We start from the raw sequence: 24,474 nt of genomic DNA, 5'->3' as shown, positions 1-24,474 counted from the left end.
CCATGTCCACCCCTGCCCTCGCCCTGCCGGACGGCCGCGTCCTCGCCGTCGACGACCTCACCGTGCGCTTCTCGACTTCCGAGCGCACGGTCGATGCCGTCAAGAAACTGTCTTTCCACGTCGACCACGGCGAAACGCTCGCGGTGGTGGGCGAATCGGGTTCGGGCAAGTCGGTCACCTCGCTCGCGCTGATGCGGCTGGTGGAGCACGGCGGCGGGCGCATCCTCAACGGAAGCATGATGTTCCGCCGCCGCAACGGCGAAGTGCTCGACCTGGCCCAGGCGCGCGACAGCGCGATGCGCGGCATCCGCGGCGCCGACATCGCGATGATCTTCCAGGAGCCGATGACGTCGCTGAACCCGGTGTTCACCGCCGGCGACCAGATCGCCGAGGCCATCCGCATCCACCAGGGCAAGAGCGACTCGGCCGCGCGCGCCGAAGCGCTGCGCATGCTGGAGCTGGTGCGCATTCCGGAAGCGCGCAACGTGCTCGACCGCTTCCCGCACCAGCTGTCGGGCGGCATGCGCCAGCGCGTGATGATCGCGATGGCGCTGTCATGCAAGCCGCAGCTGCTGATTGCCGACGAGCCCACCACGGCGCTCGACGTGACGATCCAGGCGCAGATCCTCCAGCTCATCCGCGAGCTGCAGAAAGAGATGCGCATGGGCGTGCTCTTCATCACGCACGACATGGGCGTGGTGGCCGAGATTGCCGACCGCGTGCTGGTGATGTACCGCGGCGACAAGGTCGAAGCCGGCAGCTCCGACACCGTGTTCGCGGCGCCGCAGCACCCCTACACCCGCGCGCTGCTGTCGGCCGTGCCCAAGCTGGGCGCCATGCAGGGCACCGACCTGCCGGCCAAGTTCGAGCTGCTGCGCACCGAAAGCCCGGCCGATGCAGCCCCGCCCGAACCCGCGACGCCGCAGGACACCGTGCGCGCCGACGCTGGCCCGATTCTTCGCGTGCGCGACCTCGTGACGCGCTTCGACGTGCGCAGCGGCCTCTTCGGCCGCGTGAAGCGCCGCGTGCATGCGGTGGAGAAGATCAGCTTCGACCTGTACCCCGGCGAAACGCTGGCGCTGGTCGGCGAATCGGGCTGCGGCAAGTCGACCACCGGCCGCTCGCTGCTGCGCCTGGTCGAGAGCCAGAGCGGCGCCATCGAATTCGGCGGCCAGAACATCCGCGAACTGCCCACGCGCGAGTTGCAGGCGCTGCGTCGCAACATCCAGTTCATCTTCCAGGACCCCTTCGCCTCGCTCGACCCGCGCGTGACGGTGGGCTTCTCGATCATGGAGCCGCTGCTGATCCACGGCATCGCCAAGGGCGCCGAGGCGCAGCAGCGCGTGGACTGGCTGCTGCAGAAGGTCGGCCTGCCGCCGGAAGTGGCGCAGCGCTATCCGCACGAGTTCTCGGGCGGCCAGCGCCAGCGCATCGCCATCGCGCGCGCCCTGGCGCTGAACCCCAAGGTGGTGGTGGCCGACGAGTCGGTGTCCGCGCTCGACGTGTCGATCCAGGCGCAGATCGTGAACCTGATGCTCGACCTGCAGCGCGAGCTGGGCGTGGCCTTCCTTTTCATCTCGCACGACATGGCGGTGGTGGAGCGCATCAGCCACCGCGTGGCCGTGATGTACCTCGGCCAGATCGTCGAGATCGGCCCGCGCCGCGCGGTGTTCGAAGCACCGCAGCACGCCTACACCCGCAAGCTGATGGCCGCGGTGCCGGTGGCAGACCCGTCGCGCCGCCACAAGCCGCGCGCGCTGCTCGAAGGCGAGATTCCCAGCCCGATACGCGCGGTGGGCGACGAGCCCGACGTGCCGCCGCTGGTGCAGGTGGCGCCCGGCCACTTCGTCGCGCGCCACGCCATCGGCGGCGCGTTCTGACCTTCTTCAACTCATTTTTCTCAACCCGCAGGCCCTCCTGCTTTTTCCTCGAACCGACTGGAGTTCTTCCATGAAGCAATCTTCTTCCTCCCTGCGCTGGGCATCCGCGCTGCTGGGCCTGGCCGCGCTGGCCGCCTCGGGCACTGCACTGGCCGCGAAAGACGTGGTTCTGTCGATCGGCTACCAGCCGGAAACGCTGGACCCGTACAACACAAACACCACCATCACCACGGCAGTGACCAAGACCTTCTATGAAGGCCTGTTCCAGTTCGACAAGGACCTGAAGGTGCAGAACGTGCTCGCCGAGGGCTACGACGTGTCGAAGGACGGCCTGGTGTACACCATCAAGCTGCGCACCGGCGTGAAGTTCCACGACGGCACCGACTTCAACGCCGAAGCCGTGAAGTTCGTGCTCGACCGCGTGCTCAACCAGGACAACAAGCTGCTGCGCTACAACCAGTTCAACCGCGTGAGCAAGGTCGAGGCGGTGAACCCGAGCACGGTGCGCATCACGCTGAAGGAGCCCTTCGGCCCGTTCATCAACTCGCTGGCCCATGCATCGGCCGCCATGATCTCGCCCACCGCGCTGAAGAAGTGGGGCAACAAGGACATCGCCTTCCACCCCGTGGGCACCGGCCCCTTCGAGTTCGTCGAGTGGAAGCAGACCGAAGCCGTCAAGGCCAAGAAGTTCGACGGCTACTGGAAGAAGGGCTACCCGAAGGTCGACACGGTGCAGTGGAAGCCGGTGCTCGAGAACAACACGCGCGCCGCGATGCTGCAGACCGGCGAAGCCGACTTTGCATTCCCCATCCCCTACGAGCAGGCCGAGCTGCTGAAGAAGAGCGACAAGCTCGAAGTGGTGGCCACGCCCTCGATCATCACGCGCTTCCTGGCATTCAACATGCTGCAGAAGCCGTACGACAACCCGAAGGTGCGCGAAGCCATCGGCTATGCCATCAACAAGGAAGCGCTGGCCAAGGTCGCGTTCGGCGGCTACGCCTTCCCCGCGCAGGGCGTGCTGCCGCAGGGCGTGAAGTACGCAGAGAAGATGGCTCCCATTCCCTATGACCTGAAAAAGGCCAAGGAGCTGATGAAGGAAGCCGGTTACCCCGACGGTTTCGAGTCGGTGCTGTGGAGCGCCTACAACAACACGACCAGCCAGAAGACGATCCAGTTCGTGCAGCAGCAGCTCGCGCAGATCGGCATCAAGCTGCAGGTGCAGGCGCTCGAAGTGGGCCAGCGCACGGAGCAGGTCGATGCATGGCCGGATCCGAAGACGGCCAAGGTCCGCATGTACTACACCGGCTGGTCGTCATCGACCGGTGAAGCCGACTGGGGCCTGCGCCCGCTGTTCGCCTCGGAAGCCTGGGCGCCCAAGCTGAACAACATGTCGTTCTACAAGAGCGAGGTGGTCGACAACGCGCTGGCCAAGGCGCTGGTGACTGTCGACGAGAAGGAACGCACCGCGCTCTACAAGACCGCGCAGGAAGAAATCCGCAAGGACCTGCCCCGCGTGCCGATGATCACGGAACAGAACCTGTCGGCGCACGCCAAGCGCCTCTCGGGCGTGTTCGTGATGCCCGACGGCAACATCAACATCGACGCCGTCGCGGTGTCGAACTGATCGCCGGTTCCTCGTTTCCTGACTGAATGCCCGACGGGCGATGGCATGCCGCCATCGCCCGCTCGCGGCAACCGCACCCCATGCTGAATTACTTTCTCAAACGACTGTTGGGCCTGATCCCCACGCTGCTCATCGTGGCGGTGCTGGTGTTCCTGTTCGTCCACATGCTGCCCGGCGATCCGGCGCGCCTTGCCGCCGGCCAGGACGCCGACGAGCAGACCGTGGCCATGGTCCGCGCGGAGCTGGGCCTCGACAAGCCGCTGCCGCAGCAGTTCGTGAACTTCTTCACCCACATGCTGCAAGGCGACTTCGGCACCTCGATCCGCACGCGGCGGCCGGTGTCGGTGGAAATCGGCGAGCGCTTCTTCCCGACGGTGATGCTGACCATCACCAGCATGGTGTGGGCGGTGATCTTCGGCATGGGCATCGGCATCGTCTCGGCGGTGTACCGCAACAAATGGCCGGACCGGCTGGGCATGACGCTCGCCGTGTCGGGCATCTCCTTTCCCGCATTCGCGCTCGGCATGCTGCTGATGCAGATCTTCTCGGTCCAGCTCGGCTGGCTGCCCACGGTGGGCGCCAGCAGCTGGAAACACTACATCCTGCCCTCCATCACGCTGGGTGCGGCCGTGGCCGCCGTGATGGCGCGCTTCACGCGGGCTTCCTTCGTCGAGGTGATCCAGGAAGACTTCGTGCGCACCGCGCGCGCCAAGGGCGTGCGCGAATCCAGCGTGGTGTTCAAGCACACGCTGCGCAATGCGCTGATTCCGGTGGTCACCATGATGGGCCTGCAGTTCGGCTTTTTGCTCGGCGGCTCCATCCTGGTGGAGGCGGTGTTCAACTGGCCCGGCCTCGGCCGCCTGCTGGTCGACGCCGTGCAGATGCGCGACTACCCCGTGATCCAGACGCTGGTGCTGCTGTTCTCGCTCGAATTCATCCTGATCAACCTGGTGGTGGACGTGCTGTACGGCTACATCAACCCCACCATCCGATACAAGTGAGCAAGCAGCCATGACGCAACAAGCTTCCGGCGTGCCTGCCGAATCCATCGTTCCACTATCTCCCGTTGCCGCGGTGCAAACCGCCGGCAAGGTCCGCACGCCCTGGGGCGAATGCTGGCGCCGCTTCAAGAAGCAGCCCGTGGGCATCATTGCCGCGCTCTTCGTGCTGCTGTTGGTGTTCGTCGCGGTGTTCGCGCCGTGGATCGTGCCTTTCGACGCGGAGAACTTCTTCGACTACGACATGCTGAACAGCGGCCCCTCGGCCACGCACTGGTTCGGCGTCGATCCGCTGGGCCGCGACATCTTCAGCCGCATCCTGATGGGGGCGCGCATCTCGCTGATGGCGGGCTTCCTGTCGGTGCTGGTGGGCGGCTTCGTCGGCACCGCATTCGGCCTGCTGGCGGGCTACTACGAAGGCTGGTGGGACCGCATCGTGATGCGTGTGTCCGACGTGCTGTTCGCCTTTCCCGGCATCCTGCTGGCGCTGGGCGTGGTGGCCATCCTGGGCAGCAGCATGACCAACGTGGTGGTGGCGGTGTCGGTGTTCAGCGTGCCGGCCTTCGCGCGCCTGGTGCGCGGCAACACGCTGGTGCTCAAGCAGCAGACCTACATCGAGGCCGAGCGCAGCATCGGCGCGTCGGACTGGACCATCATCGTGCGGCACATCCTGCCGGGCACCATCTCGTCGATCGTGGTGTATTTCTCGATGCGCGTGGGCACGTCGATCATCACGGCGGCCAGCCTGTCGTTCCTGGGCATGGGCGCGCAGCCGCCCACGCCCGAGTGGGGCGCGATGCTGAGCGAAGCCCGCGCCGACATGGTGACCTCGCCGCACGTGGCGCTGTTCCCCAGCCTGGCCATCTTCTTCACCGTGCTCGCCTTCAACCTGCTGGGCGACGCACTGCGCGACGCGCTCGATCCGAAGATCGACCGCCAGTAGTCCCCCTCCCGCCCCGATGCCTTCCACCTCTCCCCTGGCGCAGCCCACCGCACCGCCCTTCATCGGCACCCTGCTGCAGGGCGAGCGCAACACCATCGCGGACGTGCCTGGCGTCACCGTCGGCCACAGCACCCTGGACGACGGCGGCATCCAGACCGGCGTGACGGTGATCCGCCCGCACCAGGGCGACCCGTTCCGCGACAAGGTGCCGGCCGCCGCCGTGGTGCTCAACGGATTCGGCAAGAGCGTGGGGCTGGTGCAGCTCGCGGAGCTCGGCGTGCTGGAAACGCCGATCGCGCTGACCAACACTTTCTCGGTCGGCACGGTGGCGACGGCGCAGATCCGCCAGTGCGCGGCGGCCAACCCCGAAACCGGGCGCTCGCTGCCCACGGTCAATCCGCTGGTGTTCGAGTGCAACGACGGCTTCCTCAACGACATACAGCGGCTGGCGGTGAGCGAGGCCGACTACTTGCGCGCGCACGACGGCGCCGCCGCCGACTTCGCTCAGGGCTCGGTCGGCGCGGGGCGCGGCATGTCGAGCTTCCAGCTCAAGGGCGGCATCGGCAGCGCGTCGCGCCGGGTGTCGGCGCGCGGCGGCCTGCACACGGTGGGCACGCTGGTGCTGGCCAACTACGGGCGCCAGCCGCAGCTGCTGCTGGCCGGGCATGCAATCGGCGACCGGCTGGCGCAGCTGCAGGCCGTGCGCGGCGTGCCGGCATCGACGGAGCCCGAGAAGGGCTCGATCATCATCGTGGTCGCGACCGACGCACCGCTCGACGCGCGCCAGCTGGGCCGGCTGGCGCTGCGCGCGGGCGCCGGACTGGCCCGCACCGGGTCGGTCTACGGCCACGGCAGCGGCGACATCGTGCTGGCCTTTTCCACCGCCTACACGGTGCCCGGCAGCGTCGAACGCCCGATGCCTGCCGTGGCGATGCTGCACGACGGGCTGCTCGACGGCCTGTTCCAGGCCGCCGCCGACAGCACGGAACAGGCGATCATCCATGCCCTCTGGCAGGCCACGGCCGTGACGGGGCGCGACGGCAACCACCGCGCCTCGCTGCGTGACCTGCTGCCGGCCCTCTCTCTTTCTTCCTGATTCCGATCACATTGCGCCCATGAAAGTCCTGATCTCCACCGACATCGAAGGCGTCGCCGGCGTCTACCACCCCGAGCAGACGCGCCAGGGCAACCCTGAGTACGAACGCGCACGCCTGCTGATGGCACAGGAGGCCAACGCGGCCATCGCCGGCGCATTCGATGCGGGCGCCACCGAGGTGCTGGTGAACGACTCGCACGGCGGCTTCCGCAACATGCCGCCCGACGTGCTGGATGCGCGCGCCCGCGTGGTGCAGGGCAAGCCGCGCTACCTGAGCATGGTGGCCGGCGTGGAAGAAGGCGTGCACGCGGTCTGCATGGTGGGCTACCACTCGCGCGCGCAGGGGCGCGGCATTCTTGCGCACACCATCAACAGCTTCGCGTTCGCGGGCATCGCGCTCGGCGGGCAGGAGCTGGGCGAGGCCGGGCTCTACGGCGCGCTGGCAGGCGAATACGGCGCGCCCGTGGTCATGGGCAGCGGCGACGACGTGTTCATCGCCGAGAACCGCCCGCTCTTTCCGCACGCGACCTTCGTCGAAACGAAGAAGGCGACCGGCTTCAGCAGCGGCGTGTCGCTGTCGCCTGAGCAGTCGCGCCGCGCCATCCGCGCCGGCGTGGAAGAAGCGCTGGCCGCACGCGCGAACGCCCGGCCGCTGGTCTTCGAAGGCCCGCAGACGGTGACGCTGCGCACGCAGTCGACCGCCCTGGCCGACCTGTTCTGCCAGTGGCCGGCGTTCGAGCGCGTCGACGGCGTCACCCTGCGCTTCACCGCGCCGACGGTGGAGGCGGCCGTGCGCATGCTGAACTGCTGCTCGGCGATGTCGTCGATGCTGCGCTAGACGACCTTGTAGACCCGGATCACCACGGCCTCGCGCTGCGGCCGCAGCGCGTCGAGCGTGCCCACGTAGACGAAGTCGTTGAGCCAGCCGTATTTGCCCTCGGGCGCGACGATCTGCAGCGTGGAGAACACATAGCGCGGCGCATTCTTCGGGTTGCGCGACAGCACGGTGTTGCGCACCGAGATCACCACGCCGTCGTCGGTCTTCAGCTCATACACGGCATCGAGGTTCTTCGCGCCGTCGCGGCGCAGCAGCTGGCGGTCGGCACCGCCAGCCAGCACCGTGCCGCGCAGGCCCGGCCCCTCGAACGAGCCACCCGTGATCGGCACCATGAAGCGCTCGCCGAAGGGCGAGGCGCCCAGCGTCATCGGCGCAGCGATGTCGACGATGGCCTCGTAGACGAATTCCGTGCGCGGCAAGACGACGGGAATGCGCTCGCTGGTGGGGGTGGCGACGCCGGATGGCGGCGCATCGGCCGCCCTCGCGTCTGCGAGCGTGGCCATGGCGGTGATTCCGGCAATCAGCGCGCCGCGGCGCGAGGTCGAGGAAGGCTTGGAATTCATTGCGTCCTGCGTCGATTTGATTATTCGAGATAATCATTTCAACGCCGCACAGCGGCCGCCGCGTCAGGATTTACCCTTGCTATCCGGGTCCGCCGCGGTCGGCATGGCGACAGCTTGAAGGCGCTTTCGCCTTATCCGGAATAAGCATCAAACTGCCTGGAAACCCGCATGGATACTGGCGAATAAGCTTATCCGCATAAGGCGCGAACCAAAAAATAGTTTGTTTCCATAAGCCGCGCTTCCAGAATCTCGGCTTCTTGCTGGGGCGCCCCGTTGTACGTGCGGCACCGCACTTCTTCAAGACACACGCACGATGTACCAATACACAGAATTCGATCGCCAGTTCGTTCATCAACGAGCCGCCCAGTTCAGAGACCAGCTCGAGCGCTGGCAGAAGGGCCGCCTCCACGAAGACGAGTTCCGCCCGCTGCGGCTGCAAAACGGCTGGTACGTCCAGCGCTACGCGCCCATGCTGCGCGTGGCCGTGCCCTACGGCGAGCTCTCCAGCCGCCAGATCCGCGTGCTGGCCCGCATCGCCCGCGAATACGACGAGCCCGAAGCCGAGGTCTACCGCAAGGCCATCGAAACGCAAGGCCTGCTCGGCAGCCAGAAGCTGCCCACCCACTACGCCCACTTCTCGACGCGCCAGAACGTCCAGTTCAACTGGATTCCGCTGGCCAAGTCGGCCGACGTGATGGACCTGCTGGCTTCGGTCGACATGCACGGCATCCAGACCAGCGGCAACTGCATCCGCAACATCACGAGCGACGAGCGCGCCGGCATCGCCGTCGACGAGATCGCCGACCCGCGCCCCTACGCAGAAATCATGCGCCAGTGGAGCACGCTGCACCCCGAGTTCGCGTTCCTGCCGCGCAAGTTCAAGATCGCCATCACCGGCGCCACCGAAGACCGCGCCGCCACCGGCTGGCATGACGTGGGCCTGCACATCGTGAAGAACGAAGCCGGCGAGATCGGTTTCCGCGTGCAGGTGGGCGGCGGCATGGGCCGCACGCCCATCGTGGGCACGGTGCTGCGCGAGTTCCTGCCGTGGCAGCAGATCATGAATTACCTCGAAGCGGTGATCCGGGTCTACAACCGCTATGGCCGCCGCGACAACATCTACAAGGCGCGCATCAAGATCCTGGTGAAGGCCGAAGGCCAGCGCTACATCGACGACGTGGACGCCGAGTACAAACAGATCCTCGAGCACGACGGCGCGCCGCACACCATCACACAGGCCGAATTCGACCGCGTGGCCGCTTCCTTCGTGCCCCCGACGCTGGCCACCCGCGTGCTGCAGAGCGCCGAGAAGACCGACGCCGAACTGCGCGCCCATGCCGCCGACGACGTGCAGTTCGCCCGCTGGCTCGCCCGCAACGTGGCGCCGCACAAGAACCCCGCGCTGCGCGCCGTCACGCTGTCGTTCAAGCGCCTGAAGCAGGCGCCCGGCGATGCATCGGCCGACCAGCTCGACACCCTCGCGCAACTGGCTGACCGCTTCTCCGCCGGCGAAGCCCGCGTGACCCACGACCAGAACGTGGTGCTGCCCTGGGTGCATGCCGAAGACCTGCACGCGCTGTGGCTCGCCGCCCGCGCCGCCGGCCTCGCCAGCGCCAATGTGCACCTGCTGACCGACATGATCGCCTGCCCCGGCGGCGACTTCTGCGCGCTGGCCAATGCGCGCTCCATTCCCATCGCCGAAGCCATCACCGAGCGTTACCAGGACCTCGACGAGCTCGACGACCTGGGCGAGATCGACCTGCACATCAGCGGCTGCATCAACTCGTGCGGCCACCACCACAGCGGCCACATCGGCATCCTCGGCGTCGACAAGGACGGCAAGGAGTGGTACCAGGTCACGCTCGGCGGCTCCGACGGCTCCGCGCTCAGCGGCGCGCCGCAGGCCGGCAAGGTGGTCGGCCCCTCGTTCTCGGCGGCCGAAGTGCCGGGCGTGATCGAGGCCGTGCTCACCACGTACCGCGACACCCGTGAGAACGGAGAGAACTTCATCGACACACTGCGCCGCGTGGGCCCGGATCCGTTCAAGGCCGCCGCCAACGGTGCGCGCTTCAAGGTGGAGGAAGCAGCATGAAAAAAACCCTGAACATCCTCTCGGCCGAAGAACACATCGACGACGGTGACCCGAAGGTCCTGCAACTGGCCAACGACGCCGACCCGCTCGCCATCGAGGTGTGCCTGGCGGACATCGAGCGCATCGACCTGCACTTTCCGAAGTTCACCGACGGCCGCGCCTACAGCCAGGCCTTCCTGCTGCGCCGCCGCCTGGGCTTCACCGGCGACATCCGCGCCACGGGCGACGTGCTGATCGACCAGCTGGTGCAGATGGAGCGCACCGGCTTCTCCAGCGCCGTGCTCAAGGAAGGCGTGGACGCCTCCGACGCGCAGCGCCAGTTCGACCGCTTCAACGCCTTCTACCAAGGCGACGCGGTACAGCCCGCGCCGCACTTCGCGGCCGGCGCCTGAGAGCGAATGGGAATCCTCGACATGAGCACCGCAACGGACATCGATTTCGCACGCATCAACACCGAACTCGGCCGCAACGCCGAGGGCCTGGTGGGCTGGGCGCTCGGCCTGGGCCAGAGCGCCATCGTCACCACCAACTTCCGCCCGTTCGAGGCCGTGATCCTGCACATGGTGACGCGCGTGAAGCGCGATGTGCCCGTGGTGTGGATGGACAACGGCTACAACACCGAAGCCACCTACCGCTTTGCCGACGAAGTGACGAAGCAGCTGGGCCTGGACCTGCACATCTACCTGCCGCGCCGCTCGCGTGCGCATCGCGAAGCCGTGGAAGGCCCCACACCGGCGCTGGACGACCCGCGCCACGCCGCCTTCACAGAAGAAGTGAAGCTGGAGCCCTTTGCCCGCGCGTTGCGCGAGACGGCACCCAAGGTCTGGTTCACCGCGCTGCGCGCCACCGACACGGCCGTGCGCGCGCAGATGGACCCGGTCAGCGTGAACCCCGACGGCCTCATCAAGGTGGCTCCGCTGCTGCACTGGTCGTCCAAGGATCTTCACGAGTACTGCGTGAAGCACGGCCTGCCGAACAACTTCGACTACGTGGACCCGACCAAGGGCGAAGACAACCGCGAGTGCGGCCTGCATCTCGCGCACTGAGCGAGCGCCAGCGCCTCACCGATTCCCAGCATCCAGCAAGCACCCCATCCGATGAACGCCCGTACCGAAACCGATCTGCTGCTGCCGCCGGCACACCTGTCCAACACGCACCTCGATGCGCTGGAGGAAGAAACCATCTTCATCCTGCGCGAAGTGGCGGCCGCCTTCGAGCGCCCCACCCTGCTGTTCTCGGGCGGCAAGGATTCGCTGGTGCTGCTGAAGTGCGCGGAAAAGGCCTTCGGCGTGGGCCGCATCCCTTACCCCCTGCTGATGATCGACACCGGCCACAACTTCCCTGAAGTGACGGCCTATCGCGACCAGCGCGCCAGGGAACTGGGCGCCGAGCTGATCGTGCGCAGCGTCGAAGACTCCATGAAGCGCGGCACCGTGCGCCTGGCCCACCCGGGCGAGTCGCGCAACGCGCACCAGTCGGTGACCCTGCTGGAAGCCATCGAGGAATTCCGCTTCGACGCGCTGATCGGCGGCGCCCGCCGCGACGAGGAAAAGGCGCGCGCCAAGGAACGCATCTTTTCGCACCGCGACAGCTTCGGCCAGTGGCAGCCCAAGGACCAGCGCCCCGAGCTGTGGACGCTGTTCAACACGCGCCTGGCCCCGGGCGAACACTTCCGCGTGTTCCCCATCTCGAACTGGACCGAGCTCGACGTGTGGCAGTACATCGCCCGCGAGGAAGTCGGCCTGCCCTCGATCTACTACACGCACAAGCGCGAGGTGGTGGAGCGTCGCGGCCTGCTGGTGCCCGTGACCGACCTGACCCCGCCGCGCGACGGCGAGACGGTGCAGGTGCGCGACGTGCGCTTTCGCACCGTGGGCGACATCACCACCACCTGCCCGGTGGAAAGCCTGGCGGCCGATGCCGACGACGTGGTGCTCGAGACCCTGTCGGTGGACGTGAGCGAACGCGGCGCGACCCGCATGGACGACATGACTTCGGAAGCTTCCATGGAGAAGCGCAAGAAAGACGGGTATTTCTGATGAGTACGACGACTGCAACCCCTGTGAACACCACCGTCCACGGCGACACCGGCACCGCCCTGCGCTTCATCACCTGCGGCTCGGTCGACGACGGCAAGAGCACGCTGATCGGCCGCCTGCTGGTCGACAGCAAGACCGTGCTGCAAGACCAGCTGGCCGGCGTGCAGCGCGGCGGCGAAACCGACCTCGCCCTGCTGACCGACGGCCTCTCGGCCGAGCGCGAACAGGGCATCACGATCGACGTGGCCTACCGCTACTTCTCGACCGCCAAGCGCAAGTTCATCATCGGCGACGCGCCGGGCCATGAGCAGTACACGCGCAACATGGTCACCGCCGCCTCGGCCGCCGACGCCGCCGTGGTGCTGGTCGACGCGACCAAGCTGGCTTGGGCCGCCGAAGTGGAAGACGGCACCGTGGTCAGGCGCGAGCTGCTGCCGCAGACGCGCCGCCATACGCTGCTGTGCCATCTGCTGCGCGTGCAGTCCATCGTTTTCGCGGTGAACAAGCTCGACGCCATCGCTGATGCCGGCCTGGCCTTCGAGCGCATCTCGACCGCACTGACCGCCTTTGCCGAAGCGGCTGGCGTGCAGGTCGGGGCCATCGTGCCGATCTCGGCGCTCAAGGGCTGGAACGTGGCCACGCGCCACGCCGACTGGGTGGGCTACGAAGGCCCGAGCCTGCTCGAGCTGCTCGAAGAGCTGCCCGTGACCGCGCAGGACGAGGCCGTGCCCTTCGCCTTCCCGGTGCAGTGGGTCGAGAAGTTCTCGGCCTCCGCCGACACCTCGCAAGGCCGACGCGTGTTCTGGGGCCGTGTCGCCTCTGGCCATGTGGAGCCCGGCCAGCGCGTGACCGTGCTGCCGAGCAACCAGACCGCCACCGTGGCGCAGGTGCTGAGCCACACGCGCCAGCCGAAGTCGGTGCACGCGGGCCACAGCGCCGGCATCGTGCTCGACCGCGAGGTCGACGTGTCGCGCGGCGACTGGCTGCTGGCGCCCGGCGCCTTCGAGCCGGTGCGCGAGATCACCGCCACCGTGGCCTGGCTCGACGACGAGCCGCTGGTCGCGGGCCGCGTGTACTGGGCGCTGCAGGGCCACCGCTGGGTCAAGGCCAAGGTGGCGCGCATCGTCGACCGGGTGAACATCACCACGCTCGAATCGGAGCCCGCAACGCAGCTGGAAGCCAACTCCATCGGCGACGTGGTGCTGGCGCTGCAGCAGCCGCTGGCGGTGCTCCCGTTCACGCAATCGCGCGCGCTGGGCTCGCTGGTGCTGGTCGATACGGCCTCCCACAAGACCGCTGCCGCCGTACTTGTGCAGCCCGCCGCCGCAAAGGCCTAAAATCTAGGGTTTTTCCCGACCACTTCTGACGCAAAAAGACAAATGACCCACGTCGTCTCCGAAGCCTGCATCCGTTGCAAATACACCGACTGCGTGGACGTTTGCCCCGTCGACTGCTTCCGCGAAGGTCCCAACATGCTGGTGATCGACCCGGACGAATGCATCGACTGCGCGGTCTGCATTCCCGAGTGCCCGGTCAACGCCATCTACGCCGAGGAAGACCTGCCGGCCAACCAGATCGCCTTCATCAAGATCAACGCCGAGCTGGCCCTGGCCGACGGCTGGAAGAGCATCACCAAGCGCAAGCCTGCGCTGCCTGATGCAGAAGAGTGGAAAGACAAGACGGACAAGATCGGGGAGCTGGTCCGCTGAACCAGCCGGCCGCCATCGCCGCTCCCATCGAGACCGACGCGCTGATCGTCGGTGCCGGCCCCGTGGGGCTGTTCCAGGCCTTCCAGCTGGGCCTGCTCGAAATCTCCTGCCACATCGTCGACGCACTGCCCGCCGCGGGCGGCCAGTGCGTGGCGCTGTATGGCGGCAAGCCCATCTACGACATTCCCGGCACGCCCGTGACCAGCGGGCGTGACCTGGCGCAGTCTCTGCTGCAGCAGGTGGCGCCCTTCAAGCCCCAGTTCCACTTCGGCGAGCAGGTGGCCACGCTGGCCCGGCAACCTGACGAACGGCTGCTGCTGACAACCTCGGCGGGCAAGGCCTTCCTGGCGAAGACGGTATTCATCGCGGCGGGCGTCGGGGCCTTCGTGCCCAAGCGCATCGCCGTCGAAGGCATCGAGCGCTTCGAGGGCACGTCTCTTTTCTATCACCCCGACTCGCTGGACCGCTTTGCCGGGCAGGCCGTCGTGGTCAACGGCGGCGACGACGTCGCGCTGGAAACCGCCATTGCGCTGACCGGCACGGCCGCGCATGTCACGCTGGTCCATCGCCGCGACGGTTTCCAGGCCGACGAGGCCACGGTCGCGGCCATGCGCCGGCTCGTGGCGCAGGGCAAGCTGGCCTTCAAGGTCGGCCAACCCGGCGCGTTCAATGGCAAACAGCTCCAGATCGTCACGCCAGACGCCACCACGCTCGACCTGCCGCTCGACGCGCTGATCGCCTGCCTGGGCATCTCCCCGCGCCTCGGCCCCATCGCCGACTGGGGGCTGGAGCTGGAGCGCAAGCAGGTGCCGGTCGACACCGAGAAATACGAAACCCGCGAACGCGGCGTGTTCGCGGTCGGCGACATCAACACCTACCCGGGCAAGAAGAAGCTCATCGTCTGCGGCTTCCACGAGGCCACGCTGGCTGCCTGGGGCGCCACGGCCATCGTGTTTCCGGGCAAGGCCGTGCCGCTGCAGTACACGACCACCAGCACGCGGCTGCACGAGCTGCTGGGCGTGCGCAAGGCCTGATCCGCTAGTCCGCGCGGGGCAGCAGCGCCGCGTGCCCGCCGATGAAGCTGCCGATGGCGGCCACGCAGCGGTCGATGTCCGCATCCGTCAGCGGCAGCGACAGCACGACGAAGCCGCGCGGCGAGCTGTAGATGCCCTCGTTCAGCAGGTGGAAGAACAGCAGCTGCCGCAGCCGGCCGTCGACCGCCGCCAGGTCTTCGCTGCTGCGTACATCGCCCTGCACGAAATGCGCGTTCATCAGCGAGCCGATGCCGGTGAACTGCATGGCGACGCCCTCGTTCGCGCACAGCGCGTTGAGCCGCGCGCGCAGTGCCTCGCCCCTCTGGGCCAGCGCACCGGCCGCCTCGGGCGTGAAGAGCTTCGTGAGACCGGCATAGCCGGCCGCCATCGTCATCACGTTGTTGTTGAAGGTTCCCGAATGGGCCAGCGGACCGGTGCGCGGGTCGAACAGTGCCATCACGTCGGCGCGCCCGCCGAACGCACCAAAAGACATGCCGCCGCCGATGTACTTGCCCAGCGTGGTCAGGTCCGAACGGATGCCGAGCTTGTTCGCCAGCCCATGCGGCGCAAGCCGCGAGGTCATGACTTCGTCGAAGATCAGCAGCGCGCCGACCTGCGTGGCCGACTCGCGCAGGGCCTGCAGGAAGTCGGGTTGCCCCGGAATGCAGCCGCTCGCGCCCTGCATCGGCTCGACCAATACCGCGGCGATCTCGGGGCCGTGCCGTTCGATCTGCGCGCGGGCCGTTTGCGCGTCGTTGTAAGGCAGCACGAGAAAGTCGAACGGCACGGTGGTCGGCAAAGGCCTGGCGCCGAAGCCCAGCACCCCGCCGTGGTAGCCGCCCGAGAACACGACGATCTTCCTGCGCCCCGTGAAGTGCAGCGCCGCCGTGAGCGCCATCAGGTTGGCCTCGGTGCCCGAGTTGGTGAAGCGCAGCTGCTCGATCTGCGGAAAGCGCTCGCAGATCAGCCGGGCCAGCCGTCCTTCGAGCAGGTTGTGCCCGGTGAGGTTGATGCCGCCCTGCATCGCCTCGATGACCGCATCGCGGATTTCCGGCGCGGAGTGGCCGTAGACACCGGCCGTGTACTCGGCAATGAAGTCGGCGTAGCGATGGCCGTCGGCGTCCCACAGCGCGGCGCCTTCGCCCCTGGCGATGGTCAGGGGGAACGGCGCGTAGAACAGCACGGAGCGGCTGTTGGCTCCGGGCATGTAGCGCGCCTGCGCCTCGAACTGGCGCTGGCTGGCCGGATTGGCGTCGGTGAAGCGCCGGTACGCATCGGCAAGGGCCTGGTCTATGGCGGCATGGGTCATGGCGGATGTCCTTAATTTGCAGACAGGGATTAATTGGTCACTGAACAATTAATATTGTTTATACGATCAATTGAACTGCAGCACAATGGCGTCGACCATGAAGACGACCTCGCCACCCAAGCCCCGCTCCGCTGGCCGCCCCGCCGGCGGCGGCGAACTGACGAAACAGCGCATCGCCGAAGTCGCGCTGGCGCAGATCGACGAATTCGGCCTCGGCGCGTTCAGCATGCGCGAGGTGGCGGCGCAGCTCGGCGTGTATCCGGCGACGGTGCACTGGCACGTCAGCACGCGCGAAGCCCTGCTGGCCGAGGTGGCGGCCGCCGTCATGGCCGGCGTTGCGCCGCCTGCGGGCAAGCTCGAATGGCAGGCATGGATCGCGGAGCTGTTCCGCCGCTGCCGCGACGCCGTGCAGCAGCACCCAAACGTCGCGCAGCTGCTGGGCGCGCAACTCGTGTCCAACGGCAGCCTGCCGACGGAGCTGGTCGAAGGCGTCCTGGCCGCATTGACCGAGGCGGGCTTCGAGGGCGAACCCCTGCTGGAGGCCTACAACTGCGTGATCGCGGCGATGCTGGGTTTCCTGACGATGGAGTTCTCGCCCCTGCCCGCCGACAACACCCAGGCCTGGGCCGAGGAACTGCGCGAACGCGTGCACACCATCCGCCCGCTCGACCACCCGGTGCTCGCGCGCAACCTGCCATTGCTGGCCAACAAGGCCTTCATCATGCGCTGGGACAACGGCACCGCCGTGCCGCTGGACAGCAGCTTCGAGCGCCACATCCAGATGACCATCGACGGGCTCGAAGCCTTCGCGCGCAGGGTCAGGCCGGGGGCCTAGGCCCCAGCAGCTCGTACAGCACCATGCGCGTCTGCCGGCCGCGCAGCTCGGCCAGCTCCTCGATGCGGCGCGTGGCAAGGCGCCCGCCCAGCCCGTCGAAGGTGTCCTGCGATATCAGCGTGCGCGTGCCCAGTTCCTTGTTGGCGGCCTCGATGCGGCTTGCCGCGTTGATGGTGTCGCCGATGGCGGTGTACGACAGTCGGTTGCTCGAGCCGAGCACGCCGGCGATCACAAGTCCGGTGTGTATGCCGATGCGCGTGCGGAACTCGTGCAGGCCTTCGGCGCGCCACTTGGCGTTGAGCGCGCTCATCCGGTCATGCAGCTCGAGCGCCGCCAGGCAGGCGCGGTACTCCGCATCTTCCAGGTCGGCCGGGGCGCCCCACAGCACCATGATGCCGTCGCCCATGAACTTGTCGACCACGCCGCCGTGCCGCGCGAAGATGCCGGACGCGAGGTTGAAGTACTCGGTCAGCTGCCTCACGAGCACGTCGGCCTGCATCGATTCGGAGATGCTGGTGAAGCCTTCCACGTCGGTGAACATCACCGTGACGCGCCGCGGCGAACCGCCGGGCGTCAGCGCGTGGCCCTTGACCACGAGCTGGCGCAGGATGTCGACCGGCACGAACTTCCTGAACGCCTGGAGGCTGCGTGCCGACTCGTCCAGCGCCTGGTTGAGATGCTGGACCTCCAGCACCCGGCTCGGCTCGAGCGGCAGGTTGTCCAGCTCCAGCCGACCGATGCGGCGCGCGACGCGCGAAAGGTTCTCGATGGGCCCTGTCACCAGCTTGGACAAGCGCAGCGAGAGCAACAGCGCCAGTCCGAGGAAGCTGAGCGTCATGAGCAATGCCCACAGCACCGAGCGCTGCAGGCCCCCGAGCACCGTCTCCTCGGGCTCCCAGCTGACGAGCTGCCAGCGCGTGTGGGGGATGTGCGAGGTCTGCACGAGGTAGCTGCGCCCGTCGTGCGCCATCGAAAAAGCCAGGTCGTCGGCACCGCCGGCCGTGCTCTTGGCGAGCATGTGAGCGTGGATGGCGCCCAGCACGCCGGTGTCGGGCGACTCGAGCTCGCGCACCGGGTCGGGATGGTCGCTGCGGGCGATCACATGATGGTCGGAGCTCAGCAAGGCGCTGTCGCCGCTGCCGAGCGCGCCGAAGATGCGCACCAGCCTCGACAGATGCCCCAGCGACACATTCGCGTCGACCACGAGCCCGCGCCGGTGGCCCTCGTCGTCGACTCGCCCGGAAGGCCGTGCGTGGCCGACGGCGAGTTCCTGCGCGTCGCTCATCAGGAAGGGCTCGGTCCACACCGGGCCTTTCGCCTTCACCGCCTCCCGGTACCAGGTTCGCTTCTCGGGGTCGAAGTCGCTGCGGTACGAGGAGATGGACGTCGTCGAGAAGCGCTGCCTGGCGTCGCCGCCGTCGAGGTCCGGCGAGCTCTTGTATTGCCAGGTCTCGGTGCTGAAGTCGGGGCCGCGCAATACCTGGCGGATGGCCGGAACCGGATAGCGCACGGCCATCAGCACATGGCCGTCGTCGGTGGCCACGTTGATGCTGTCGAGCTCGGGGGTCTGCTCCAGCATGGTCCAGAGCATCTCGGCGGTCTGCTCGCCGTCTTCCCCGGTCGCGTGCACGCTGGGCGAATCGGCGATGGCGCGGATCACGCCCTCGGTCTTGGCGAGGAACGCCAGCACGTTGTCCTCGACACGGTCGTGGTTGGTCTTGTGCGCGGCCGTGCCCACCTTGGACACCAGCTTCTCCGCCGCCCAGTAACCGAAGGCCACCAGCAAGAGCGACTGCACCAGCGCGACGGCGCAGATGATGGAGCCCACGTCGACCCTGAAACGCCGCAGGCGTGCGCCCTTGAAATCCTCATCGGCCATGCAATTCCCTCTCCCTTTTTTTGTTTCCTGTCTGCTTATCGGCACGCGCGCCCTTTTCTTCTGTTTTGTTGTTGCGGGCGCGGCGATTCTCGCGCGGGGGCACGCCCGGCCCGAGGGTTTCCCCTTGCCCGCAAAGGCACGCCTGCCATTGCGGCTTCCCCGCAGCGGATAAACTCCGGGCCGCGCCGTGGGTTGCCCGCGGCGCAATTGCTAGGGGTGCTGCACGGCTTGCCGTTCGGCTGAGAAAGTCCCTTTGAACCTGATTGAGGTAATCCTCGCGCAGGGAAGCTGGTCCGGTTGGCCGCTCACGTTGTCTCGCGTGACGACCGTGTCGCTCGGGCCCCGCCCACCTGCCAAACCTTTTGCACTGGAGCAAACGGATGGCACAAGACGACAACAACGACGATCGCAGCAGCAACGCCGGATCCGCCTCATCCAACGAGGCGCTGACGCCGTTGCCCGCGTCCAGGCGCGTGTTCGGCTGGCACGACCACGCCGCGCTGTGGTTCAGCCTGGGCGTCGGCCTGCTGGTGATGCAGATCGGCGCGTACCTGGTGCCCGCGGTGGGCACGCGGGACGCGGCCATCGCCATCGTGCTGGGCTCCTGCCTTGGCGCGGGCCTGCTGGCCTGGACCGCGCGGCTCGGTTGCGAGAGCGGCCTCGCCAGCGCCGGCCTCATGCACGCCACTTACGGCAGCGCCTTCGCGCGGCTGCCGGTGCTGCTGAACATCGTGCAGCTGGTGGGCTGGACCACCTTCGAGCTGGTCGTCATGCGCGAGGGCACGCAGGCCATCGGCCAGGCGGCCTTCGGCCCTTCCATCGGCTCGGCATGGGGCGGCGTGCTGACCACGCTGCTCTGGGGCGCGGTGCTGCTGGCCCTGCTCGCGGGCTCGATGGTCAAGCTGGTGCGGCGCTTCGTCAGCCGCTTCGGGCTGCCGCTGGTGGTGCTGTCGCTGCTGTGGCTCAGCTGGCAGTTCGCGACGCGGCTGCATGCCAAGGGACTCGACGCGTTCTGGGCGCGGCCGGGCGACGGCAGCATGGGCATGTTCGGCGCGCTGGACCTGGTGATCGCGATGCCGGTGTCATGGCTGCCGCTGGTGGCCGACTACGCACGGCACGGCAAGCGCGGTACCGGGGGCCTGGGGAGCGCCTTCAGCGGCACCTGGCTCGGCTATGCGCTGGCCAACATCTGGTGCTATGCGCTGGGCGTGATGGTGGTGAGCGTGGCCGAGCCGGGCACCGAGCTGGTGACGGCGCTGCTGCTTGCGCAAGGCGGCCTGCTGGCGCTGGGCCTGATCCTGATCGACGAGCTCGACAACGCCTACGGCGACGTGTATTCGGGTTCGGTGTCCACGCACAGCCTGCTGCCGCGCTGGAGCGTGAAGCGCTGGGGCCTGCTGCTGGCCGCGCTGTGCATCGCTTTTGCACTGGTGCTGCCGATGCACACGCTGGAGCCCTTCCTGCTGTTGTTGAGTTCGGTGTTCGTGCCGCTCTACGGCGTGATCATCGGGCGGCTTGGCAGCGGACAGTCCGTGTCGGTGGGCGGTGCGCGGAAGATCGATTTCGGCGCCGCGCTGATCTGGATCGCGGGCATTGCCGCGTACCACGCGCTGGCCAGATGGGCACCGCAGTTCGGCTCGGCATTGCCGACGCTGGCCGCGACCTTCGCGCTCGCGTGGCTCAGCCGGCCGTCAGCGCGAAGCGGTGCGTCGGCACTGGCGCAAAGCCGTGGTTGAGAGGACCATGACCCGCGCCGATCTTCACATCCGCCCCCGCGGCCATCGCGCCGAGGATGTACGCACGCGCCCGCTCGACCGCCTCCGGCAGCGCCGCGCCCAATGCCAGGTGCGCGGCGATGGCGGACGACAACGTGCAGCCGGTGCCGTGCAGATTGGGGCTGTCGATGCGCTTCGAAGCCAGCCGCCTGCGCTCGCCCCCGGACTGCAGCAGCACGTCGACCACGTCGTTGCCCGGCAGATGGCCGCCCTTGAGCAGCACGCCCTTGGCGCCGAGCGCCAGCAGTTCGTCGGCCGCGCCGTCGAGCGCATCGATACCGTCGATGGGATGGCCGATGAGCAGCGCGGCTTCGTCGAGATTGGGCGTCACCACCAGCGCGCGCGGGAACAGTTCGCGCACCAGCACCTGCACCGTCTCGGACGCGATCAGCCGGTCGCCGCTGGTGGCGACCATCACGGGGTCGAGCACCACGTTCTTCAGCTGGTAGCGGTCGATGGCCCAGGCCACCACTTCGACGATCTCGGGCGCGTGCAGCATGCCGAGCTTGACGGCATCGACGCCGATGTCTTCCACCACGGCCTGGATCTGCGCCTTGAGAAACTCGGGCGGCACGCCGTGGATGCCCGACACGCCGAGCGTGTTCTGCGCGGTGAGCGCGGTGATGGCCGTCATGCCATAGCAGCCGAGCGCCGCGAAGGTCTTGAGATCGGCCTGGATGCCGGCGCCGCCGCCGCTGTCGGAGCCGGCAATGGAGAGCACGCGTGCATAGCGCTGGGTGGGTGCTTGGGTCATGCCGAAAATTATCGGCGGTATCCATGGCCGGAAGGAGCGAGACCATGAGCCTTCCTTTTCAATCCGCCGCCGTCCTCGGCGCGGGCCTCATGGGCCGGCTGATGGCGGTCACGCTCGCGCAGGCGGGCTGCAAGGTCGACCTGTTCGAAGCGGGCAGCCCCGATGCGGAAGGCGCTGCCGCACGCGTGGCAGCCGCAATGCTCGCGCCGCTGGCCGAATCGGCGGTGGCGCCGGTGTCGGTCGTGCGCATGGGGCAGCACGCGCTCTCGCGCTGGCCCGAGCTGCTGGCAAAGCTGGCGCAGCCCGTGTTCTTCCAGCGCGAAGGCACGCTGGTGCTGTGGCACCGGCAGGACGCCGCCGAAGCCGCACGCCTGGCGCGCGTGCTTGCCAACACCGGCACGCAGGTGCCAGAGCTCGCGCCGATGCAAACGCTCGACGGCAAGGCGATCGCCGCCCTTGAGCCCTCGCTCGGGCAGCGCTTCATGCAGGGCCTGTTCCTGCCGGGCGAAGGTCAGCTCGACAACCGCGCGCTGCTCGCGTCCCTGCTTGCCACACTGCAAGCCAGCCCCGGCGTGACGCTGCACTGGCAATCGGCGCGCGCGCCTTCGGACTTCACGCCCGGCGCACCGGGCCAGCCCGACCGGGTGATCGACTGCCGCGGCTTCGGCGCCCGGCCCCAGTGGAACGCACTGCGCGGCGTGCGCGGCGAAGTGATCCGGGTGCACGCCCCAGAAGTGACGCTGAGGCGGCCCACGCGCCTGGTGCATCCGCGCTACCCGCTCTACATCGCGCCCAAGCCGGGCAACCTGTTCGTGATCGGCGCGACCGAGATCGAATCGGACGACATGTCGCCCGCCAGCGTGCGCTCCACCTTGGAACTGCTGAGCGCCGCGTATGCGGTGCACAGCGGCTTTGCCGAGGCGCGCATCGTCGAAATCGCCACGCAGTGCCGGCCCACGCTGCCCGACAACCTGCCCGCCATCGAGCAGCCGCAGCCGCGCGTGCTGCGCATCAACGGGCTCTACCGCCACGGTTTCATGATCGCACCCGCGCTGCTCGACGCCGCGATGGAACTGCTGGCGCACGGCCGCTCGACGCTCGCTGCGAGCCTCGGCATGGAGATATCCCACGCATGAACATCCTGATCAACGACAAGCCTTTCACCCTGCCTGACAACGCCGTGCTGACCGATGCGCTGGCCGCGCTGGACGCCACGCCGCCGTTCGCGGTGGCGGTGAACCGCGAGTTCGTGCCGCGCTCCGCCTACGCCGCGCGCGCGCTGCAACCCGACGACCGCATCGAAGTGATCCGCCCCGTGACGGGCGGCTGATTGATTGACGGAGACGACACGATGAACACCACACACGACGACCCGCTGGTTCTCTACGGCGAAACCTTCCAGAGCCGCCTGCTGCTCGGCACCGCTCGCTATCCCTCGCCAGACCTGCTCGAAGCCGCGGTCAAGCGCGCCCGGCCCGCGATGCTCACGGCCTCGCTGCGCCGGCAGACCGCGAATCAGGGATCGGGCAACAGCGAGCTCGGCAACGGCTTCTGGGAACTGCTGCGCCGCCTCGGGGTGCCCGTGCTGCCCAACACCGCCGGCTGCCACAGCGTGCAGGAGGTGGTCGCCACCGCGCAGATGGCGCGCGAGCTGTTCGACACGCCCTGGATCAAGCTCGAGCTGATCGGCGACGACTACACGCTGCAGCCCGACACGCTGAACCTCGTCGACGCGGCCTCGCAGCTGATTCGCGAAGGCTTCAAGGTGCTGCCCTATTGCACCGAAGACCTGGTGCTGTGCCAGCGGCTGGTCGACGTGGGCTGCCAGGCCGTGATGCCTTGGGCCGCGCCCATCGGCACGGGCCGTGGACCTGTCAACCCTTATGCGCTGCAGGTGCTGCGCGACCGGCTGAAGGTGCCGATGCTGGTCGATGCCGGCCTGGGCCTTCCTTCGCATGCCTGCCAGGTGATGGAATGGGGCTACGACGGCGTGCTGCTCAACACGGCGGTCGCGCTGGCGCAAGACCCGGTGGCCATGGCCGGCGCATTTGCCGACGCGGTGCAGGCCGGGCGCACCGCACACCGTGCCGGCGCAATGGCCGCGCAGGACGCGGCGCAACCCAGCACACCGGTGCTCGGCACGCCCTTCTGGCATCACGCGCCATGACAGCTTCAATGAACGACGCCCGCGCCATCGCGCAAGCCATCGTCGCGGCCCACGGCTTGCGTTTCGGCGCGATCACCGCCGCGCCCGTGAGCGCGCCGGTCTTCTCGTCGGACGACCCGGTGTACCGCGGCGCCAAGCAGGCCTGCTCGGCGCTGGGCTTCATCGAGATCGACGCCGAATGCCTGGCCCACGCCTGGCGCGCGCAGACGCTGCGCCTGAGCAACTTCGACGCCGCGCTGTGGCCCGACGCGCCCGCAGACTTCGGCATGCGCCCGTTTCCCCCGGCCGCTCGCGACGATGCATTCCCGCCCTGCCCCGAACGCCTCGGCCTCTATGCCGTGCTGCCCGATGCGCAATGGGTCGGCCGCATGGCGCGCGCCGGCGTGCCGACTGTGCAACTGCGCTTCAAGTCGGAAGACGCGGCGGCCATCGAGCGTGAAGTGCAGGCGGCCGTCGAAGCGGTGCGCGGCACCGATGCGCTGCTCTTCATCAACGACCATTGGCAGGTCGCCATCGCGGCGGGTGCCTACGGCATCCACCTCGGCCAGGAAGACCTCGACGCGCTCTCGCCCGATCAGCTGGCGCAGCTGCGCGCTTCAGGCGCGAGGCTCGGCGTCAGCACGCACGGCTACGCCGAGATGGTGCGCGCGGACAGGGTGAGCCCGAGCTACATCGCGATGGGCGCCGTCTACCCGACCACGCTCAAGAAGATGGCGACCGCGCCGCAGGGCGTGGCCCGCCTCGCAGCCTATGCGCGACTGCTGCGCGGCTATCCACAGGTGGGCATCGGCGGCATCGACGCGGTGCGCCTGCCCGAAGTGCTGGCCACGGGCGTTGGCTCCGTCGCCGTGGTGCGCGCACTGGTCGCGGCGGAAGACCCCGAGGCCACGGCCATGCAATGGATGGCGGCGATGGAAAGCAACGCCGTCGGCAACTGAA

The 24,474-nt window shown here is 68.0% G+C and carries 24 protein-coding genes and 1 riboswitch; of the genes, 20 read left to right on the top strand and 4 right to left on the bottom strand.

The features are described from left to right. Nucleotides 1–2 precede the first annotated feature (2 nt). The 6 genes from C4F17_RS04020 to C4F17_RS03995 all read left to right on the top strand — a co-directional run bounded on the left by C4F17_RS04020 (nt 3) and on the right by C4F17_RS03995 (nt 7,379). The gene (locus C4F17_RS04020) at nt 3–1,880 is read left to right on the top strand and encodes a dipeptide ABC transporter ATP-binding protein (RefSeq protein WP_106934348.1); all 1,878 of its coding nucleotides are present in this window, start codon (nt 3–5) and stop codon (nt 1,878–1,880) included. 70 nt (nt 1,881–1,950) lie between these two features. Further along, nucleotides 1,951–3,504, top strand: a complete 1,554-nt coding sequence (gene gsiB / locus C4F17_RS04015) for a glutathione ABC transporter substrate-binding protein GsiB (protein WP_081266351.1) — start codon at nt 1,951–1,953, stop codon at nt 3,502–3,504. Nucleotides 3,505–3,584: 80 nt separating this feature from the next. Further along, nucleotides 3,585–4,505 carry a glutathione ABC transporter permease GsiC gene (gene gsiC / locus C4F17_RS04010; RefSeq protein WP_081266383.1) on the top strand — a complete coding sequence of 307 codons (921 nt, stop codon included), beginning with the start codon at nt 3,585–3,587 and terminating at the stop codon, nt 4,503–4,505. Between the two features lie 10 nt (nt 4,506–4,515). Then, nucleotides 4,516–5,445, top strand: a complete 930-nt coding sequence (gene gsiD, locus C4F17_RS04005; protein WP_106934347.1) for a glutathione ABC transporter permease GsiD — start codon at nt 4,516–4,518, stop codon at nt 5,443–5,445. A 16-nt stretch (nt 5,446–5,461) separates the two neighbouring features. After that, a complete protein-coding gene (locus C4F17_RS04000) occupies nt 5,462–6,541 on the top strand; it encodes a P1 family peptidase (protein WP_106934346.1) in 1,080 nt (359 codons plus the stop codon). Nucleotides 6,542–6,560: 19 nt separating this feature from the next. Beyond that, complete coding sequence (locus tag C4F17_RS03995; protein ID WP_106934345.1) at nt 6,561–7,379, top strand: M55 family metallopeptidase; 819 nt, start codon at nt 6,561–6,563, stop codon at nt 7,377–7,379. On the opposite strand, the gene C4F17_RS03990 is transcribed toward C4F17_RS03995, so the two are convergent. Then, nucleotides 7,376–7,882, bottom strand: coding sequence for a DUF3237 domain-containing protein (locus tag C4F17_RS03990; protein WP_234382542.1), 507 nt, complete (start codon nt 7,880–7,882; stop codon nt 7,376–7,378). The two genes, C4F17_RS03995 and C4F17_RS03990, sit on opposite strands and share 4 nt — an antisense overlap. Between C4F17_RS03990 and C4F17_RS33085 the strand changes: the two genes are divergently transcribed. The 8 genes from C4F17_RS33085 (at nt 7,881) to C4F17_RS03955 (ending at nt 14,816) form a co-directional block, all read left to right on the top strand. Further along, nucleotides 7,881–8,060 carry a hypothetical protein gene (locus C4F17_RS33085; RefSeq protein ID WP_199851996.1) on the top strand — a complete coding sequence of 60 codons (180 nt, stop codon included), beginning with the start codon at nt 7,881–7,883 and terminating at the stop codon, nt 8,058–8,060. The genes C4F17_RS03990 and C4F17_RS33085 overlap by 2 nt on opposite strands. 195 nt (nt 8,061–8,255) lie before the next feature. After that, a complete protein-coding gene (locus C4F17_RS03985; RefSeq protein WP_106934343.1) occupies nt 8,256–10,034 on the top strand; it encodes a nitrite/sulfite reductase in 1,779 nt (592 codons plus the stop codon). Further along, a complete protein-coding gene (locus tag C4F17_RS03980; protein ID WP_106934342.1) occupies nt 10,031–10,426 on the top strand; it encodes a DUF934 domain-containing protein in 396 nt (131 codons plus the stop codon). Before C4F17_RS03985 ends, C4F17_RS03980 begins: the two co-directional genes overlap by 4 nt. A gap of 21 nt (nt 10,427–10,447) precedes the next feature. Then, entirely contained in the window at nt 10,448–11,080 is a 633-nt protein-coding gene (locus C4F17_RS03975; RefSeq protein ID WP_106937430.1) for a phosphoadenosine phosphosulfate reductase domain-containing protein, read from the top strand. A 51-nt stretch (nt 11,081–11,131) separates the two neighbouring features. Next, the gene (cysD, locus tag C4F17_RS03970; RefSeq protein ID WP_081266344.1) at nt 11,132–12,073 is read left to right on the top strand and encodes a sulfate adenylyltransferase subunit CysD; all 942 of its coding nucleotides are present in this window, start codon (nt 11,132–11,134) and stop codon (nt 12,071–12,073) included. After that, on the top strand, nt 12,073–13,410 hold the full coding sequence (locus C4F17_RS03965; protein ID WP_106934341.1) for a sulfate adenylyltransferase subunit 1: 1,338 nt from the start codon (nt 12,073–12,075) through the stop codon (nt 13,408–13,410). The genes cysD and C4F17_RS03965 overlap by 1 nt, the downstream gene beginning before the upstream one ends. A gap of 42 nt (nt 13,411–13,452) precedes the next feature. Continuing rightward, nucleotides 13,453–13,782 (top strand): ferredoxin FdxA, encoded by a 330-nt coding sequence (fdxA, locus tag C4F17_RS03960; RefSeq protein ID WP_056599092.1) that lies wholly within the window; start codon nt 13,453–13,455, stop codon nt 13,780–13,782. After that, nucleotides 13,740–14,816 (top strand): NAD(P)/FAD-dependent oxidoreductase, encoded by a 1,077-nt coding sequence (locus C4F17_RS03955; RefSeq protein ID WP_106934340.1) that lies wholly within the window; start codon nt 13,740–13,742, stop codon nt 14,814–14,816. Before fdxA ends, C4F17_RS03955 begins: the two co-directional genes overlap by 43 nt. A gap of 4 nt (nt 14,817–14,820) precedes the next feature. On the opposite strand, the gene C4F17_RS03950 is transcribed toward C4F17_RS03955, so the two are convergent. Beyond that, nucleotides 14,821–16,125 (bottom strand): aspartate aminotransferase family protein, encoded by a 1,305-nt coding sequence (locus C4F17_RS03950; RefSeq protein ID WP_106934339.1) that lies wholly within the window; start codon nt 16,123–16,125, stop codon nt 14,821–14,823. A 97-nt stretch (nt 16,126–16,222) separates the two neighbouring features. Between C4F17_RS03950 and C4F17_RS03945 the strand changes: the two genes are divergently transcribed. Continuing rightward, nucleotides 16,223–16,960: a TetR/AcrR family transcriptional regulator gene (locus C4F17_RS03945; protein WP_106937429.1), complete on the top strand. Its 738-nt coding sequence runs from the start codon at nt 16,223–16,225 to the stop codon at nt 16,958–16,960. Here C4F17_RS03945 and C4F17_RS03940 read toward each other — a convergent pair. Further along, the gene (locus C4F17_RS03940; RefSeq protein WP_106934338.1) at nt 16,944–18,839 is read right to left on the bottom strand and encodes an adenylate/guanylate cyclase domain-containing protein; all 1,896 of its coding nucleotides are present in this window, start codon (nt 18,837–18,839) and stop codon (nt 16,944–16,946) included. The two genes, C4F17_RS03945 and C4F17_RS03940, sit on opposite strands and share 17 nt — an antisense overlap. A 202-nt stretch (nt 18,840–19,041) precedes the next feature. Continuing rightward, nucleotides 19,042–19,142, top strand: a riboswitch (TPP riboswitch). Nucleotides 19,143–19,219: 77 nt separating this feature from the next. Here C4F17_RS03940 and C4F17_RS03935 point away from each other — a divergent pair. Further along, nucleotides 19,220–20,575, top strand: coding sequence for a purine-cytosine permease family protein (locus C4F17_RS03935; protein WP_106934337.1), 1,356 nt, complete (start codon nt 19,220–19,222; stop codon nt 20,573–20,575). On the opposite strand, the gene thiD is transcribed toward C4F17_RS03935, so the two are convergent. Continuing rightward, nucleotides 20,520–21,368 (bottom strand): bifunctional hydroxymethylpyrimidine kinase/phosphomethylpyrimidine kinase, encoded by an 849-nt coding sequence (gene thiD, locus C4F17_RS03930; protein WP_106934336.1) that lies wholly within the window; start codon nt 21,366–21,368, stop codon nt 20,520–20,522. The two genes, C4F17_RS03935 and thiD, sit on opposite strands and share 56 nt — an antisense overlap. Nucleotides 21,369–21,412: 44 nt before the next feature. On the opposite strand from thiD, the gene C4F17_RS03925 reads away from it, so the two are divergent. From C4F17_RS03925 to thiE, 4 genes are read left to right on the top strand one after another with little or no spacing between them, the layout of a single operon-like run. Then, the gene (locus C4F17_RS03925; protein WP_106934335.1) at nt 21,413–22,504 is read left to right on the top strand and encodes an FAD-dependent oxidoreductase; all 1,092 of its coding nucleotides are present in this window, start codon (nt 21,413–21,415) and stop codon (nt 22,502–22,504) included. Beyond that, nucleotides 22,501–22,698 carry a sulfur carrier protein ThiS gene (gene thiS / locus C4F17_RS03920; RefSeq protein ID WP_081266336.1) on the top strand — a complete coding sequence of 66 codons (198 nt, stop codon included), beginning with the start codon at nt 22,501–22,503 and terminating at the stop codon, nt 22,696–22,698. The genes C4F17_RS03925 and thiS overlap by 4 nt, the downstream gene beginning before the upstream one ends. Nucleotides 22,699–22,719: 21 nt before the next feature. After that, on the top strand, nt 22,720–23,535 hold the full coding sequence (locus tag C4F17_RS03915; protein ID WP_081266335.1) for a thiazole synthase: 816 nt from the start codon (nt 22,720–22,722) through the stop codon (nt 23,533–23,535). Beyond that, the gene (gene thiE, locus C4F17_RS03910; RefSeq protein WP_199851913.1) at nt 23,532–24,473 is read left to right on the top strand and encodes a thiamine phosphate synthase; all 942 of its coding nucleotides are present in this window, start codon (nt 23,532–23,534) and stop codon (nt 24,471–24,473) included. Before C4F17_RS03915 ends, thiE begins: the two co-directional genes overlap by 4 nt. The last annotated feature ends 1 nt before the right edge of the window (nt 24,474 follow it).

Origin of the sequence: Variovorax sp. PMC12 (genome assembly GCF_003019815.1) — a bacterium.
Lineage (GTDB): Bacteria > Pseudomonadota > Gammaproteobacteria > Burkholderiales > Burkholderiaceae_C > Variovorax.
This window is presented reverse-complemented; position numbering and strand designations above follow the sequence as displayed.

What these genes read in the sequence shown, in the direction of transcription:
- C4F17_RS04020 (WP_106934348.1), top strand. Translation starts at nt 3, where the DNA reads ATGTCCACCCCTGCCCTCGCCCTGCCGGACGGCCGCGTCCTCGCCGTC.
- gsiB (WP_081266351.1), top strand. Translation starts at nt 1,951, where the DNA reads ATGAAGCAATCTTCTTCCTCCCTGCGCTGGGCATCCGCGCTGCTGGGC.
- gsiC (WP_081266383.1), top strand. Translation starts at nt 3,585, where the DNA reads ATGCTGAATTACTTTCTCAAACGACTGTTGGGCCTGATCCCCACGCTG.
- gsiD (WP_106934347.1), top strand. Translation starts at nt 4,516, where the DNA reads ATGACGCAACAAGCTTCCGGCGTGCCTGCCGAATCCATCGTTCCACTA.
- C4F17_RS04000 (WP_106934346.1), top strand. Translation starts at nt 5,462, where the DNA reads ATGCCTTCCACCTCTCCCCTGGCGCAGCCCACCGCACCGCCCTTCATC.
- C4F17_RS03995 (WP_106934345.1), top strand. Translation starts at nt 6,561, where the DNA reads ATGAAAGTCCTGATCTCCACCGACATCGAAGGCGTCGCCGGCGTCTAC.
- C4F17_RS33085 (WP_199851996.1), top strand. Translation starts at nt 7,881, where the DNA reads ATGGCGGTGATTCCGGCAATCAGCGCGCCGCGGCGCGAGGTCGAGGAA.
- C4F17_RS03990 (WP_234382542.1), bottom strand. Translation starts at nt 7,882, where the DNA reads ATGGCCACGCTCGCAGACGCGAGGGCGGCCGATGCGCCGCCATCCGGC.
- C4F17_RS03985 (WP_106934343.1), top strand. Translation starts at nt 8,256, where the DNA reads ATGTACCAATACACAGAATTCGATCGCCAGTTCGTTCATCAACGAGCC.
- C4F17_RS03980 (WP_106934342.1), top strand. Translation starts at nt 10,031, where the DNA reads ATGAAAAAAACCCTGAACATCCTCTCGGCCGAAGAACACATCGACGAC.
- C4F17_RS03975 (WP_106937430.1), top strand. Translation starts at nt 10,448, where the DNA reads ATGAGCACCGCAACGGACATCGATTTCGCACGCATCAACACCGAACTC.
- cysD (WP_081266344.1), top strand. Translation starts at nt 11,132, where the DNA reads ATGAACGCCCGTACCGAAACCGATCTGCTGCTGCCGCCGGCACACCTG.
- C4F17_RS03965 (WP_106934341.1), top strand. Translation starts at nt 12,073, where the DNA reads ATGAGTACGACGACTGCAACCCCTGTGAACACCACCGTCCACGGCGAC.
- fdxA (WP_056599092.1), top strand. Translation starts at nt 13,453, where the DNA reads ATGACCCACGTCGTCTCCGAAGCCTGCATCCGTTGCAAATACACCGAC.
- C4F17_RS03950 (WP_106934339.1), bottom strand. Translation starts at nt 16,125, where the DNA reads ATGACCCATGCCGCCATAGACCAGGCCCTTGCCGATGCGTACCGGCGC.
- C4F17_RS03945 (WP_106937429.1), top strand. Translation starts at nt 16,223, where the DNA reads ATGAAGACGACCTCGCCACCCAAGCCCCGCTCCGCTGGCCGCCCCGCC.
- C4F17_RS03940 (WP_106934338.1), bottom strand. Translation starts at nt 18,839, where the DNA reads ATGGCCGATGAGGATTTCAAGGGCGCACGCCTGCGGCGTTTCAGGGTC.
- C4F17_RS03935 (WP_106934337.1), top strand. Translation starts at nt 19,220, where the DNA reads ATGGCACAAGACGACAACAACGACGATCGCAGCAGCAACGCCGGATCC.
- thiD (WP_106934336.1), bottom strand. Translation starts at nt 21,368, where the DNA reads ATGACCCAAGCACCCACCCAGCGCTATGCACGCGTGCTCTCCATTGCC.
- C4F17_RS03925 (WP_106934335.1), top strand. Translation starts at nt 21,413, where the DNA reads ATGAGCCTTCCTTTTCAATCCGCCGCCGTCCTCGGCGCGGGCCTCATG.
- thiS (WP_081266336.1), top strand. Translation starts at nt 22,501, where the DNA reads ATGAACATCCTGATCAACGACAAGCCTTTCACCCTGCCTGACAACGCC.
- C4F17_RS03915 (WP_081266335.1), top strand. Translation starts at nt 22,720, where the DNA reads ATGAACACCACACACGACGACCCGCTGGTTCTCTACGGCGAAACCTTC.
- thiE (WP_199851913.1), top strand. Translation starts at nt 23,532, where the DNA reads ATGACAGCTTCAATGAACGACGCCCGCGCCATCGCGCAAGCCATCGTC.